Annotated in this window: 14 protein-coding genes; 6 read left to right on the forward strand and 8 right to left on the reverse strand. The window is 60.9% G+C overall.

Annotated elements, in window-relative coordinates:
- Window positions 1-111 precede the first annotated feature (111 nt).
- From parA to JWQ90_RS18155, 5 genes are all read left to right on the forward strand, one after another.
- Window positions 112-750, forward strand: a complete 639-nt coding sequence (gene parA / locus JWQ90_RS18135; RefSeq protein WP_299696413.1) for a ParA family partition ATPase — start codon at window positions 112-114, stop codon at window positions 748-750.
- A complete protein-coding gene (locus JWQ90_RS18140; RefSeq protein WP_299696414.1) occupies window positions 747-992 on the forward strand; it encodes a chromosome partitioning protein ParB in 246 nt (81 codons plus the stop codon). The genes parA and JWQ90_RS18140 overlap by 4 nt, the downstream gene beginning before the upstream one ends.
- Window positions 989-1,531, forward strand: a complete 543-nt coding sequence (locus JWQ90_RS18145) for a DUF2840 domain-containing protein (protein WP_299696415.1) — start codon at window positions 989-991, stop codon at window positions 1,529-1,531. The genes JWQ90_RS18140 and JWQ90_RS18145 overlap by 4 nt, the downstream gene beginning before the upstream one ends.
- Window positions 1,528-2,052 (forward strand): S26 family signal peptidase, encoded by a 525-nt coding sequence (locus JWQ90_RS18150; RefSeq protein WP_299696416.1) that lies wholly within the window; start codon window positions 1,528-1,530, stop codon window positions 2,050-2,052. Before JWQ90_RS18145 ends, JWQ90_RS18150 begins: the two co-directional genes overlap by 4 nt.
- Window positions 2,053-2,359: 307 nt before the next feature.
- Window positions 2,360-4,309 carry a relaxase/mobilization nuclease and DUF3363 domain-containing protein gene (locus JWQ90_RS18155; RefSeq protein ID WP_299696417.1) on the forward strand — a complete coding sequence of 650 codons (1,950 nt, stop codon included), beginning with the start codon at window positions 2,360-2,362 and terminating at the stop codon, window positions 4,307-4,309.
- A gap of 302 nt (window positions 4,310-4,611) precedes the next feature.
- Here JWQ90_RS18155 and JWQ90_RS18160 read toward each other — a convergent pair whose 3' ends face one another.
- The 5 genes from JWQ90_RS18160 to JWQ90_RS18180 are packed head-to-tail and all read right to left on the reverse strand — an operon-like array spanning window position 4,612 to window position 9,621.
- Window positions 4,612-5,394, reverse strand: a complete 783-nt coding sequence (locus JWQ90_RS18160) for a glucose 1-dehydrogenase (protein ID WP_299696418.1) — start codon at window positions 5,392-5,394, stop codon at window positions 4,612-4,614.
- Between the two features lie 31 nt (window positions 5,395-5,425).
- On the reverse strand, window positions 5,426-6,583 hold the full coding sequence (locus tag JWQ90_RS18165; RefSeq protein WP_299696419.1) for an iron-containing alcohol dehydrogenase: 1,158 nt from the start codon (window positions 6,581-6,583) through the stop codon (window positions 5,426-5,428).
- Between the two features lie 41 nt (window positions 6,584-6,624).
- Window positions 6,625-7,506 carry an MBL fold metallo-hydrolase gene (locus tag JWQ90_RS18170; protein ID WP_299696420.1) on the reverse strand — a complete coding sequence of 294 codons (882 nt, stop codon included), beginning with the start codon at window positions 7,504-7,506 and terminating at the stop codon, window positions 6,625-6,627.
- Window positions 7,507-7,565: 59 nt separating this feature from the next.
- Complete coding sequence (locus tag JWQ90_RS18175; RefSeq protein WP_299696421.1) at window positions 7,566-8,885, reverse strand: thiolase family protein; 1,320 nt, start codon at window positions 8,883-8,885, stop codon at window positions 7,566-7,568.
- Window positions 8,830-9,621, reverse strand: a complete 792-nt coding sequence (locus JWQ90_RS18180; protein ID WP_299696422.1) for an enoyl-CoA hydratase/isomerase family protein — start codon at window positions 9,619-9,621, stop codon at window positions 8,830-8,832. Before JWQ90_RS18180 ends, JWQ90_RS18175 begins: the two co-directional genes overlap by 56 nt.
- A 160-nt stretch (window positions 9,622-9,781) precedes the next feature.
- Between JWQ90_RS18180 and JWQ90_RS18185 the strand changes: the two genes are divergently transcribed.
- Window positions 9,782-10,567 (forward strand): SDR family NAD(P)-dependent oxidoreductase, encoded by a 786-nt coding sequence (locus JWQ90_RS18185; RefSeq protein ID WP_299696423.1) that lies wholly within the window; start codon window positions 9,782-9,784, stop codon window positions 10,565-10,567.
- 855 nt (window positions 10,568-11,422) lie between these two features.
- Here JWQ90_RS18185 and JWQ90_RS18190 read toward each other — a convergent pair.
- The 3 genes from JWQ90_RS18190 to JWQ90_RS18200 form a co-directional block, all read right to left on the reverse strand.
- Window positions 11,423-11,722, reverse strand: coding sequence for a DUF1330 domain-containing protein (locus JWQ90_RS18190; protein ID WP_299696424.1), 300 nt, complete (start codon window positions 11,720-11,722; stop codon window positions 11,423-11,425).
- Between the two features lie 6 nt (window positions 11,723-11,728).
- Window positions 11,729-12,787 carry an NADP-dependent oxidoreductase gene (locus tag JWQ90_RS18195; protein ID WP_299696425.1) on the reverse strand — a complete coding sequence of 353 codons (1,059 nt, stop codon included), beginning with the start codon at window positions 12,785-12,787 and terminating at the stop codon, window positions 11,729-11,731.
- Window positions 12,788-12,993: 206 nt separating this feature from the next.
- Window positions 12,994-13,902 carry a LysR family transcriptional regulator gene (locus tag JWQ90_RS18200; RefSeq protein ID WP_299696426.1) on the reverse strand — a complete coding sequence of 303 codons (909 nt, stop codon included), beginning with the start codon at window positions 13,900-13,902 and terminating at the stop codon, window positions 12,994-12,996.
- Window positions 13,903-13,983 lie beyond the last annotated feature (81 nt).

Raw genomic sequence — 13,983 nt, forward strand, 5'->3', positions numbered from 1 at the left:
TTTCGATTCAATTCACTGCGCGACCGCTAACTTATATAACAAGAAAAGAATAACGATTAGTAGAAGGCTCCGGCGCTGTGGAAAACCCCGTCTAATCGGGTTTTCAACGCCATGATCATCGCCTTGCTCAACCAGAAAGGCGGTGTCGGTAAAACGACGCTCGCCACGCACATCGCCGGCGATCTGGCACTTTCAGGCAGCAGCGTGCTGCTCGTCGACGCCGATCCCCAAGGGTCGGCACTCGACTGGACGCAGCGGCGCCAGCAGACGGGCTCGCGGCGATTGTTCGGTGCGGTTGGACTCGCACGCGAGACGTTGCACCAGGAAGTTCCCGAACTCGCCAGGAGAGTCGATCACCTCGTCATCGACGGACCGCCTCGCATTGCGGCGCTCGCGCGTTCTGCGCTGCTGGCGGCTGATCTGGTGCTGGTTCCGGTACAGCCGAGCCCCTACGACATTTGGGCTAGCGCCGAGATGGTGGCCTTGATCCGCGAAGCACAGATCTTCCGGCCGTCGCTGCGCGCGGCCTTCGTCATCAATCGCCGCGTCAGCACCACGCTGATCGGACGCGAGGCCCGCAGCGCCCTCGCCGACCAACCGCTGCCCGCGCTGCTGTCGGAGGTCCGGCAGCGCATCGTCTTCGCCGACAGCGTCGCCGCAGGCCAGCTTGCACGCGAACTCGATGCTGAAGGCCTCGCAGCCGGAGAGATCGCAGCGCTGACGACCGAAGTCTTGAAGCTCGCACCATGAGCAGCGGCAAGCGCGTTGCCATCGGTGGTCGTCCGCCTGCGAACCCGCAGGCCGAGGCCTGGGTGCGGCAAGGTGACGGTGCCGACATCAGCAAAGCGGATCTCTACACCGCTCGACTGACCATCGACGTGATGCCGGCGCTGCGCGCCCGCATCAAAGTAGTGGCGTTCACGCAGGGCCTGACGGTTGCCGAAATGTTGCGTGAACTACTGGAGCGCGAGTTCCCGGAGAAGCACCCGTGAACACGCACTCCATGCCGACACCGGCGGCAGCGCCGGCTTCGCCAGCCCCACCGCAGCTGCTTTCAGACGCATCGGCGTACACGCCGACTACACGGGTTCTGCTCGCCTATGTCGAGCAGCGCATCAACCTCTACTTGCGCTTCGGTCATCCGGTTCGTGAGCAGCGCCTCGATCGCCAACGGCGCATAGCATGGTTCACGCCGACGGCGGTGTTCTGTCGAATCCGCTGGGAAGCGAACGATTACGGAACGACCCGATGGCAGCTGATGGTGCTGCAAGCCGGAGCCGTACTCGATGCCGTTCAACGCATCCCGGGCATTGCGCCGGGCGCGTCGCTGCTGCTGCGCGCAGAAGGTGAGCGACAGGTGCAGCCGGTGTTGCAGCTGATCGACGGCATCGAAGCGCGCGGCATCGATCCTGCGGCGGTGTCGCCTGCTTACTGGCGCACGCTGTGCAACCGGCTTGCTGCGCGCATGCCGCTACCGATCTACACCGCGGAACGCCACGCGGCGCATCTGGCAGGAGCGGTGTTCCGATGAATGCTTCTGCGCGCAAAGCCCGCTTGCTGTTCTGGTCATTCTGCGGCGTTGCGGCACTCGCCCTGCCACTCTTGGTGACACCCACCGCACTGGTCATTTACAACCCCTCGGACAGCGTGCCGAGAGGTTGGTATCGCGTGACGCAGGCAGCATCGCTACACGTCGGCGACTACGCCGTTGCCGCGCTTCCGCCGGATGCAGCCGCACTGGCAGCACAGCGCGGCTACCTTCCTGCGCACATCCCGGTCATCAAGCGCATCGGTGCTATGCCGCCGCAATGGGTGTGCGTGTCCGACGGCGTGGTCAGCATCGACGGCGCGGCGGTCGCCGCCACTCTCGCTGCTGATCCCCGAGGCCGCACCCTGCTCGCCTGGCGGCAATGCCGGCGGCTGATCGATGACGAGCTGTTCCTTCTGAGTGCGACGAACCCGGATTCATTCGACAGCCGATACTTTGGCCCGATCAAGGCATCATCGGTATTCGGCCAAGCGTTGCCGCTTTGGACGAGTGACGCCCCATGACCATGCACTCCGACGTGCAGACCCGCTGCACTTCGATTGCGTCGCCGGCTGCACACGCGGCGCCTCCTTTGTGCAGACCACCGCAGCGCGGACGTCGAAGCCAGACGCGAAAGCGGATGGCGAAGACGGAGGGCAAGATAAAAGGGCGCGGCACGGTAGTGCGCGCAAAGCCTGGTCTGCACATGGGGGAGCGCGGCACGCGCCTGGGGTGGCGACGTGCTGCTGATGGCGCTAAGTCTCCGTCCGACTTGCGGGTTTCGGGTGCCTTGTTTGCTGGAGTTGGCGGGTGTTCGCTGGAGCGCACGGCATGAGTGCCCGCGACGACGACCGCTTCCGTGTGCGTCCCGGGGCTCCGAAGAATCGTCAGCAGAAGTTCGTTTCCCAAGTGATCAGGCAACTCGGCAAGGCCGGTGGACAATCAGCCGGCAAGGTTGGCGCGCAGCCCGGCGCACGTCTCGGACGCGGCCACGTCGCAGCGCAGTTCGCTGGCCGCTCGCTATCTCCGAACGCACGGCGCGTCACCATCAAGACCCGGCTGGTGAATCTCAAGCAGGCCGGGCCGCGGTCGGTCGCCAGGCATCTGCGCTACATCGAGCGCGACGGTGTCGGGCGTCAGGATGAGCCGGGGCAGGCATACGGACCTACGGCGGACCATGCCGACCTGACTGCCTTCGAGGTACGCGGCCGGGAGGATCGTCACCAGTTCCGTTTCATCGTCTCACCGGAGGACGCGGAACATCTCGAAGACCTGCGCGGCTACACCCGCCAGCTGATGAGCCGCATGGAGGCCGACCTGGGCACGAACCTGGATTGGGTGGCAGTCGATCACTGGAACACCGACAACCCGCACACGCACATCGTGTTGCGCGGCAAGGTCGACAGCGGCCGGGATCTGATCATTTCCCGCGATTACATCGCCAGGGGCATGCGGGAGCGCGCTGCGGGACTGGCAACCGAATGGCTCGGGCCACGTACGGCGCGAGAAATCCAGCGGAGCCTACAGCGCGAGGTCGATCAGGAGCGGTGGACGAGCTTGGATCGCAGGCTGCAGCGCGAAGCGCAGGCCGGCGTGATCCGGCTGCAGCCGCCGGCGCGGGATGTCGAGACACGGCAGCAACGCTCGCTGCTGCTCGGGCGTCTGCAGCGCCTGCAGCAGATGGGGCTGGCGCAGGAATCATCACCTGGCGCGTGGAACCTGCAGGCCGACGCCGAACCGGTTCTGCGAACGATGGGCGAGCGCGGCGACATCGTGCGCACGATGCAGCGGGCGATGCGCGGACTGCGGCGCGAGTTCGCGGTATTCGAGGCGAACGAGAACGCCCACCCGGTGGTCGGCCGGGTGGCGGCCAAGGGCTTGGCCGACGAGCTGTACGACCGCGGCTATTTGGTGATCGATGGCATCGACGGAAAAGCGCACTACTTGGCTCTCAATGCCAAGGCAGAGCTGGGGCAATATCCGGTCGGGTCCGTCGTCGAAGCCTGCGGCTCAACCGAGATCCGCACAGCGGACAAGAACATCGTAGCGCTGGCTGTTGATGGCGTGTACCGGGTCGACCATCACCTGGCATTGGCGCGGGGACAGCCAACTCCGAATCGCAACCCGAAAGAAGTTGTTGATGCGCATGTGCGCCGGCTGGAAGCGTTGCGCCGAGCCGGCCTCGTGGAGCGTATTGCCGAAGGTGTCTGGCGAGTGCCTACGGATTTGCCCGAGCGCGGCCGGCAATACGATGCTCAGCGCTTGGGCGGCGTGTCGGTGGAACTGCGCTCACACCTGCCGATCGAGCGGCAGGCGCGCGTCATCGGAGCGACCTGGCTGGACCAGCAGTTGATCCGCGGCGCCACGGGCATCGGCGATCAGGGTTTTGGCGGCGAGGTGCGCGCAGCGCTGCGCCTACGTTCGGATTTCCTGATCGAACAAGGGCTGGCCGAGCGGCGCGGACAACGCGTGATCGTTGCGCGCAACCTGTTGGCGACGCTGCGCGACCGCGAAGCTGTAGCAGCGGCGCAAGACATCGCCTCAGAGACTGGATTGGTGCATCGGCTGGTGACCGACGGAAATCGGGTCAGCGGCGTCTATAGGCGCAGCGTGATGTTGGCTAGCGGGCGCTTCGCCATGCTTGATGACGGCACCACGCTAAGCCTTGTACCCTGGAAGCCGGTCATCGAGCACAGGCTAGGACAGGCGATGACTGCAATGGTACGAGGCAATAGTGTGAGCTGGGAGTTCGGACGACAGCGAGGCCTGCCTACTCAATAGAAACCGCCGCCCTGCAATATCGTCATCCTGTCCGATAACACGTCGTATCCTTTGCCAAATCGACCGCGATGGTTGTAGCGTCTTTGATCATGACCGCTCTCCTGAGATTGGAATCATCAGACAGCCGCAAAAAGACCGGGGCGAGAGCCATTTCATCACTCGCACGCATCGGCTTGGCACAACCGTGTTCATTGACACTCAGAGCGGCCGCGGCTGTGGCTCTGCAGCACCACAGTGGCATCGACAAGCGGGCCTTTTTTGCCAGGGACGAGACGCTCCTGACTACGAGGCTCGCCTGAGTTCTAAATCACCGAGACCGATAGACCGCCATCGACCACGAGATCTGCGCCGGTCATATAAGAGCTCAGCGGAGAGCAAAGGAACAGGATCGTACGGGCAATCTCCTCGGGGGCACCGAATCGACCCAGCGGCGTCTTATTGATCATTCGCTCTGCCGCCTGCCCTTCGAATGCATCGGCCAGCTTCGTCAGGATGACTCCGGGCGACACCGTATTGACTCGGACTCCGCTGGCTCCGTATTCGAGCGCGAAAGATCGACTCATGCCGATCGTTGCGGTCTTCAGAGTCGAATACAGACTGAGCATTCTCTCGGGGTGCCAACCTGCGATCGAGGACACATTGACGATGGAACCGCCGCCTCGCGGCCGCATCAGCCGAACAGCGGCGGCCGATATGTACCAGTTCCCCTTGAGGTTGACTTCCACGGCCTTGTCGAACAACGGCACATCGGTGTCGTCGATGCTGCGCCATGGGCTCAGAACCGCGTTGTTCACGAGGATATCGAGTCCGCCATGCGCTTCGTTCAAATGCTGCTGCATTGCTGCGATGTCTTCGCTACGACCGATATGACATGCGCGAGCTTCAGCGCTCAATCCCGATGCTTTGAACTCTGCCACCACCCGCTCGCATTCGGCCTGTTTCCGGCTGCTGATCACAACGTGCGCGCCGGCCTCGGCGAGCATTCGGGCAGTCGCCTGCCCGATGCCGCCCGTAGAGCCCGTCACCAGTGCGATCTTTCCCTTGAGCGTGATCAGATCGAGCAATGCGGCATCTTGTTTCGTCATGGGACTAGCGGCCTGAAAGGTAGCTCGACGATCACCATGCGAGCTCAAGGATTTCTTCGACTTCGCGGGGGGAACTGATCTTTCTCGCGTTGCCTCGGGTGCTGTGGTGTTCCAGCATCGGCATGGAGTATTCGGCGACCTGTGAAAGTTGAGAGCGCTGAACACCTGCCTCGGACAATCGTTTGGGCTGCCCCAGTCTGGTCAAAAGCTCGCGCACGGCGTCCGAAAGACTGGCGGAAGGACCTCCGAGCGCCTGGAGCAGTTTCTGTTGTCGTGCGGCGGCAATCGGCTCGGCAGCATTCCACTTCAGAACCGCCGGCAGCAGCAGGGCCGACGTCTGGCCATGAGCCACATTTGCAAGCGCACCGAGGACTCGCCCTATCGCGTGGCTTGCGCCGACGGGCACACCCGCCGCCGGGCCCGAGATTGCCATCCAGGCTGCCGTCTGCAGATTCATGCACGTCTGCAATGTGGCGCGTCCACTTGCCACCTCGGATAGGCCATGTACCAGCAGCTTCAAACCTTCGGATGCCAGCGCATCGAAGTATGGGCTCGCCTCGCTCGAGCAGAACGTTTCGACGCAGTGATCGATCGCCCGAACGCCCGTCATCACAACCAGTTCCGGCGGAGCATCGGCGAGCGCCTGCGGGTCCAGAATCACGAATCGCGGAACCATCAATGGGTGCTCGAACGGTTCCTTGCGCCCCGTTGCTGAAAGGGTCATCCCGGCGAATGGGGTGAACTCTGCAGCCGAAAGCGTCGTGGGAATCGCGATCATCCGCAGACGACATGCGGCGGGATCCACCGCCGCACCTTTCGGGCCAACGACGTTATCGAGGTCGTCTACCTTGTGGATACCCGCCCAGATCGTGAGCTGCATCACCTTGGCAGCGTCGATCACCGAACCTCCGCCGACCGCCACGATGATGTTCGCCTCGGCCTTTCGGATTTCGTCTGCACCGTCAATGACGCATTCCCGAGGAGAATGTGGTGTCACTCCTGCAAAGACGCCCACGCAACCTTCGCCAAGGCGAGACTGGATGCCTTGAACCAGAGCACTACCGGCAACCGATTTCGACGTGACCAGGAAAATCCTGTCCAACCCGTGCGCCGACGCAAGGTCGGCGACGGCTTTTGCCGCCGGCACCCCCAGGACCAGTTGGTCCTGAAGCTGGAATTTATGGCTCATCGCTCTGACGTCTCCGGATTGCTCGACGACGCTCGGCGCGGTCACGCCTCCTCCACGCGCCAGACATCGCCATGCGGCGTGACGCGTACCCCGGTAGGTTCAGCGAAGTGAGTCCCGAGGACGACCGCGGACGTGCCGCTGTATTTTCCGAGAAAGCTCTTGCGAGTGCGGCGCGCTTGGTCTTGGTCTGCGCAGAAAGTGCTGCAGACGTCAGGCTCACAGATCTGCACCGGGTGATGCATCATGTCGCCGGTGATGAGCGCTTCCTGGCCCTTCGAGCTGATGTGGATGCAGCAGTGGCCCGCCGTATGGCCCGGCGTCGAATCGATCCACACTTCGTCGTTGATGTGATGGTCGAACTCGACCAGCGTGACCAAGCCCGCATCGACGACCGGCTTGATTGAATCGAGGTACGTGGCTTCCGCTTCGGGACCCTTGTCGACTTTGGCGTTCTCGTACTCCACGCGGGCGAAAAGGTATCGCGCATTGGGGAAAGTCGGAACCCACTTTCCCTCCACCAGACGCGTGCTCCAGCCGACATGGTCCACGTGCAAATGGGTGCACAGCACGATATCGATCGACTCCGGTGGGAAACCGGCCTGCGTCAGATGCTCGAGAAACGGCCCCTTGTGCATGGCGAAGAGCGGGCTCTCACGTGGCTTGTCGTTGCCGATGCAAGGATCCACCATGATCTTCAACCCACCGGCTTCGATGATGAACGCCTGAATGTTGACGATGATCTGCCCTTCTTCTGTCGCGAAGTTAGGCTTGAGCCAAGCGTGTTTCTTCACCGTCTCGACGTCGGTCTTGAGCAACCACTCCGGCGCTATAGTGAGCGGGTCCATCTCCAGAACGCGGGTCACGGTCACATCGCCGACCTGCCACTTCTTGAACGTTAGTGTCGTCGCCTTGTTGTTGGTCATCTGTACTCCTCCACCTATATCAACTGGGTTTGAACAACGCTTACTCGATCTTTCCTGCCCTATCGCCCGAGAATCGTGACGGCGGCGACTGCTTCCTCGACCCCTTGAAAACCACCTCCGTTCTCTGCCAAGGCGAATCTCGATCCGCTGACCTGCCGGGCACCGGCGATGCCGCGCAGATGAAGAGCAAGCTCATAGATTTGCCCCAGCCCGCTTGCAGCAATCGGATGCCCTTTCGATTCAAGCCCACCTGAAGGGTTGATCGGAATGCTGCCGCCGAGACTCGTCTCACCACGTTCGGCGAACCAGCCGCCTTGGCCCAGCTCACAAAAGCCGAGGTTCTCGGTCTGAATGATTTCGCCGAAGGAAGACGCGTCATGGACCTCGGCTACTGAAATGTCTTTCGGGCCAATTCCGGCCAGGTCGTAAGCTTTGTTCGCTGCATTGCGGCACAGGTGATTGCCGAAGTCGCTCCAATCGCGATCACTGCCACTGACTAGTACGGAGGCAAGTACTCGTAGCGCGCGCGACTTGGAAAAGCGCTCGAGTGCCGAGCGCGTACAAACGATGGCCGCGGAGGCGCCGTCACTGATAGGTGAGCACATCGGCAACGTCAGTGGCCAACAGATCAGCGGTCCGGCCAGCACTTCTTCGACCGACATGCTCTTCTGATACTGGGAGAGTGGATTCATCGTGGAATGCTGATGATTCTTCGAGGCCACGATGGCCAACTGGCGTTCCGTCGTGCCGAACCGAGCCATGTGGCCGCGGGTTATGGATGCGTAGAGCTCCATGAAAGGACTCTTGACACCCGATTCCTTGCCTGCCGGCACCGGCATTCCGTTACCGATGGAGCCGAGCGCCTCTGCAACTGCACCGGTCTCATGAACATCCCAGGCTCCATCGAAGATGGCTGTGGACTTTCTCTTGTCCGGATCCACCATTTTTTCGACGCCGACCGCGAGAGCGACATCGGCGAGGCCGGCCTTCAAATACGCTATTGCCTGGTGCAGAGCGGTTGCACCGCCTGCGCAGGCGTTCTCGACATTGATGATCGGGATGTTTTGAAAGCCCATCGAGCGAAGCGCCATCTGCCCGCGAACCGAGTGCTGGCCATCGATGATGGCCTGCGTGCTGTTGGCATAGAACGCGACACCGACATCCGGGATGGTCGCGTCCGCATCGGACAGAGCGTCGCCGACCGTTTGGGCAACCAGTGACTTCACTGATCGATCGAGCAGCTTGCCGAACGGCGTCATCGACACGCCAATTAGAAAAATATCATCCCGCATAAATAGTCGTCCTGGATCGCTAGAAATGGGTTCAACATCCAGTGAAAATCGGGCGGCGCTTTTCGTTGAAGGCTGCGATGCCTTCATTACGGTCCCGACTCGTGGTGTGCAGCTGGGAGACCAACTGTTCTAGGCGAATGCTGGCTGCCATGGGCTGGTCAAGACTGCTTACCGCCAGCATCTTCATTCGACTGAGACCGATCGGACTCTTGGTCGCGATCTTCGCGACGACTGCGTCTACCGCAGCCACCAGCTCGGCGTCTTCGACGATCTGATTGATCAGTCCGCATTCCACGAATCGCTCCACGGGCAAGAGGTCTCCCGTAAAGAACAAATAGTTCGCTCTGTTGGCGCCGATCTTTCGCGGCAGCCGCGCCGAAGCGCCGGCACCGGGGAGCAGCCCGTAATTGGCGTGTCCATCTCCGATTCGGGCGCTCTTGGCTGCATAAACCAAGTCGCAGCTCAACAGCAGTTCCATGCCACCGCCTGCCGCCAATCCGTTGACTGCCGCGATGACGGGCTTCGGATACGCTTCGAGTCGATCCATCAGAGCCGCAGCACTGGCGATGAAGCGATTACTTTCCGCTTCTCTCTCGTCTTCCTGATACTCGTTGATGAATTTGAGATCGGCCCCCGCGCAGAAGCCGCGGCCATTCGCGGAGAAGACGACAGCGAAGATCGTGGGGTCGGCCATTGCCGCATCCAAGACTTGGTGAGCCTCCGCAATGAAGCCTTTGCTCAGCGGGTTCATCTGGTCCGGACGATTGAGTCGAATCCAGGCCGCGCCGCCGCGGCGCTCGTAAGTCAGATCGTTGAAGTCCACAACACTCCTCGTTATGTTCGTCTGTTGCTATGACTTTAAAGTCAGTTATATGATTACGCAAGTCAGAACTATAGAAGACGCGTAACAAAACCCGCGTGCATCTACTCCGCGCAGCAGCGGCAAACGGGCGAGCCGCCCATCTCAATCAGGAACAACACAGATGACCGATCTACTCGATCTGAAAGGGCGCTACGCGCTCATCACCGGCGCCGGCCAAGGCGTAGGCCGTCAAGCCGCCCTGCACTTCGCGTCTTCTGGCGCGGCAGGAATCGTCGTCAACGACTTTCATCTGGAGCGCGCAGTTTCGGTGGTCAAAGAGATCGAAGAGGCCGGCGGCAAAGCGATCGCTGTTCAGGCCGATATCACCAATCTGGCCGCTGTCGAGGCGATGGTCCAGAAAGGCATCGATGCCTTCGGCCAAATCGACATCCTCGTCAACAACGCCGGAAATGCCGGTCCCGTTCAGGACGTCTCCAAGGTGAAACCGTTTTGGGAGAGTTCTCCGGAGGACTGGAACCAATTTGTCGGCACCAACTTCTTCGGTGTATTGAACTGCTGCAAAGCGGCGTTGCCTGGAATGATGGCTCGAAAGTATGGGCGCGTGATCACCGTAATCTCGGACGCGGGCCGTGTCGGTGAACCGCATCTGGCAGTCTATTCGGGCGCGAAGGCTGGTGCTGCCGGTTTCATGCGTGCGCTTGCCAAGGCAGTTGGACGCGCCAACGTGACGGCCAACTGCGTCGCGCTCTCTGGGATTCGCACACCGGGTATCGCGGGCATGCTCTCAGACGAGAACGTTGCTCAGGCACTCAAGTCCTATGTCATCCGCCGCCTCGGAGAACCAGAGGACGCCGCAAATCTGATCCTCTTCCTCGCCTCGGACGCGGCGAGCTGGATCACGGGCCAGACTTACCCAGTCAACGGTGGATACGCATTCTCAGTGTGATTCGGCAGATACAGGCGGAATGAAGTGCAGCGCCACTCCGGGGCTGCAGAGCACAAAGGAAGCTCGATGAATCGACGAAGCTTCTGCACCGCGTAGGCGGCCGGAGCCAGCGCCCTGACGCTGCCAATGCTGTCTGCGGCCGGTTCCGCACCTGTCTCCGGGATCAGAAGCCGATCGGACGATATCGTCCTGGAAACCTTGACCGGCCCGATGCGCGGGGCGGAAGTCTTCGCACCGAAACTCAGACGAAAGTTTGGTGATCCCGCCGCAAACTCGATCCTTCGCGACAACCTGATCTACGCGTTCCGGCGTGGGGACCACGTGGCTTGATCGATCGAAGGCATCCGAGCACTGACACCACTCCTCTTTTCCGGAATTTCATATGAACGCCCGCCACTATGTTGTTACACGAGTACGCCAGAAAGCGTTCTGTCGGGTCGAGAGGCCTAGCAGCAGTTGGCCCCACGCGGCCATGGGACTTCGGACGATGAACGGCCTTCCGGCTCAAGTGCCGATCGTCAACGACGCCACTCGCCTCCTCCCGACCCGACTATGCAGATGCGTCTGTTGACCCCGATCATCCGTTGCAAGGTTAAGGCCGGCCGATGTCGTGCCATGAGTATGGCTTCTCGGATCGGATGCTAGCCCAGGACGTTTGCAGTGCAGCGATATCTGATGGCTATAACGGACCTTTCTTTGGTTCAGTACTTCCAACGCACAAAGCAGCTATCGAAGCAGTTCTTTCGCGGCACCCCAGCTATTTAGTACCGTCTTGTCAGGCCGCAGCTTAGCGGCTATCCGACGGGGTCGCGATCCGAGTCGGGCAGATTCTCTGATCGCCCGACCTGTTCAATTCTACTTCTCGGACAGGCCCTCGAAGCTGAAAATGAAACTGGTGTCCGCTGAGCCGTGCCGTAACGGTATGGCTTGCTGATATTCCGGCGATAGGTACCACTCCTGCAACGCGGCCTGGTTCTCGAAGCGCAACAAGATGATGCGTTGCGCCGGGACATCACCTTCGATGGCCCTTGGGCTGTCGGACACTGCCAAACACTCTATGCCGTACTTTTCGATGCTCTGAAAGCCTACCTCCTCGTAGCGGGCATAGAGGTCGAGATCCTTTCGATTGATCGCTGCAAAGAAGTAGATGGGCATATGTCCTCAGCTCAGCGTGATGATCATTTTTCCGATGTTCTCGCCACGAAACATTCTCGACACTGCGCTCGGCGCCGAATCGAGCCCTTCTAGGCGCGTCTCCAGCGCGATGATCTGCCCGGCGCGCAGCCAGTACGCGAGCTGTGCAATCGCAGCTGGGAAGAATTTCTGGAAGTGGAACGTGGTATAGCTCTCGAACCGCAAACCGTTGGCGTGGATTGGACGGACATCGACGGTCCAACCGCCGCCGACGTCGTCATACGTCGATATCTGGCCGCATTCCACCACCCTTGATCCGCGGCGCATGAGCCACATCACGGTATTGCTTACAGTCCCGCCGACGTTGTCGAAGTATACGTCCGGTCCGTTCGGCAGCAACTCGAGCAAGTCCGCCTTCAAGGTCGGTGAGCGGTAGTCAAGGGCCGCATCGAAGCCCAGCTTGTCCACCAAAACCCGCCGCTTCTCCTCTGAACTCGCCAAGCCGATGACTCGGGCTCCTTGCAGTTTGGCGATCTGACCAGCGAGGGATCCGATACCACCGGCGGCGCCGGATACCAGCACCGTTTCTCCAGTCTTGGGACGGCCCACCTCAAGGATTCCGAAATAGGCGGTGATACCGTTGACGCCCAAGGCTCCCAGCACCTGCGAAGCTGGCTGGATCAGAGGGTCGATCTTTTCGAGCGTCTCGCCGAGCGGATGCACCTTCTCGAGCAGCTCCTTCCCTAGTGGGTGGTTCGCAAACGGCTGCCAAACGGATGTCTCAGCCCAAGCCAGGAGTCCGGTCACGACATCGCCGGCTTGGAGCCCTTCGATCTTCGATTCCAGGATCTCGGCCACTCCGAACGAATAGACTGAGGATTTCAGCGGCAAACTCGGAACGAAGTCGTTCAAGCCAGTCAGCTGAACGCGCAGAGCTGGATCGACCGACAATGCCAGGGTCCTGAGCTTCGCCTCGCCGCGTTCGAGGGCGGGCAAGTCATGATCGACGATGCTGAAATCGGAGGGCTCTACCGCGCGCCCATTCGAGTAAGAGGTCACCGTTACAGTACGGGTTTTTGAGGTCATTGCCTTGTTCGCGAAGTCGTAGTTGGAGCGCCCGTTCGGAGCGCCGTGACGCGACAGGCAACGCATGCAAGTAAGCCCGAAGGCATTGCATTTGGTTACGAGTCCCGACGTGTAGTGCCGCGACTAACCTACACGTCGAGACCAAAAGAACAAATAGGGCCAGCCTCCCCACTGAAGTGACCCGAAGGACGCAATCTCCCGCTGTTTCAGGCGGTGGCATTTCCCAACGATGGTCCTGCGTTCCGAAGCATGTCGATCAGCACCTTGGCCGCCGGCGCGAGATGCCGTGAGGGTGCATGCACGACACTGATCGGCATGGAAGGCATCGCGTACTCCTGAAGGATTCGAACAAGCTTCCCGCTCTGAACGAGATCATCGACAAGATAATCCGCCACCATGATGATTCCCATCGACTGCAGTGCTGCTGCGACGAGCGCGTCGCCATCGTCGACGGTCAGAGAGCTACCGAATGACAGCGAGGCGACCTCGCCATCGATCATGAAACGATACTTGTATCGATTCGTCGTACCCGGTGTCATAAAACCGACGAACCGATGGTTGACCAAGTCACGGGGGTGAGACGGAACGCCCGCTGACGCCAAGTACTCCGGAGATCCGCACAGCGCAAGCTTGGTCTCGCCGATCCGCCTCGCGATCAAGCCGGAATGCGCCAGGTTACCTATTCGAATCGCCAGGTCCACCCCCTCCTCGACCAGTTCTACGTTCCTGTCGCTGATGCGGGCTTCCACTTCCACCTGTGGGTGCAACCTGATGAACTTGGCAACCACCGGTAGAACTCGATTCCGTACTATTCCCGTGGCCGTGATGCTGATCGTCAGCTTTCCCTGCGGAAGCAATGCAGCCGCCGAAGCCGAGTGTTCCGCATCGGCGAGTTCCGCCAGGATCCCCTTACAACGAGCATGAAACGAATGGCCCGCTGGGGTGAGCCGCACGGACCGCGTTGTACGTGCCAGCAACTGGATACCAAGCCGGTTTTCCAATCGAGCGACGGCCTTGCTGACGCCAGACGAGGTCATACCCAGTACAGCACCGGCCGATCGAAAACCGCCAGTGTCTCCGACCGCCACGAATGCGCTGATCGCTACTAGATCCATTGTGAAGCCGAACAACTCAGCACCGGACCAAAACGAGCCGGTCTCGAGACCGGCCCACTGCGCGACACTGCTTCTTCAATC

The sequence above is a fragment of the Hydrocarboniphaga sp. genome (genome assembly GCF_028291725.1).
Classification (GTDB): Bacteria; Pseudomonadota; Gammaproteobacteria; order Nevskiales; family Nevskiaceae; genus Hydrocarboniphaga.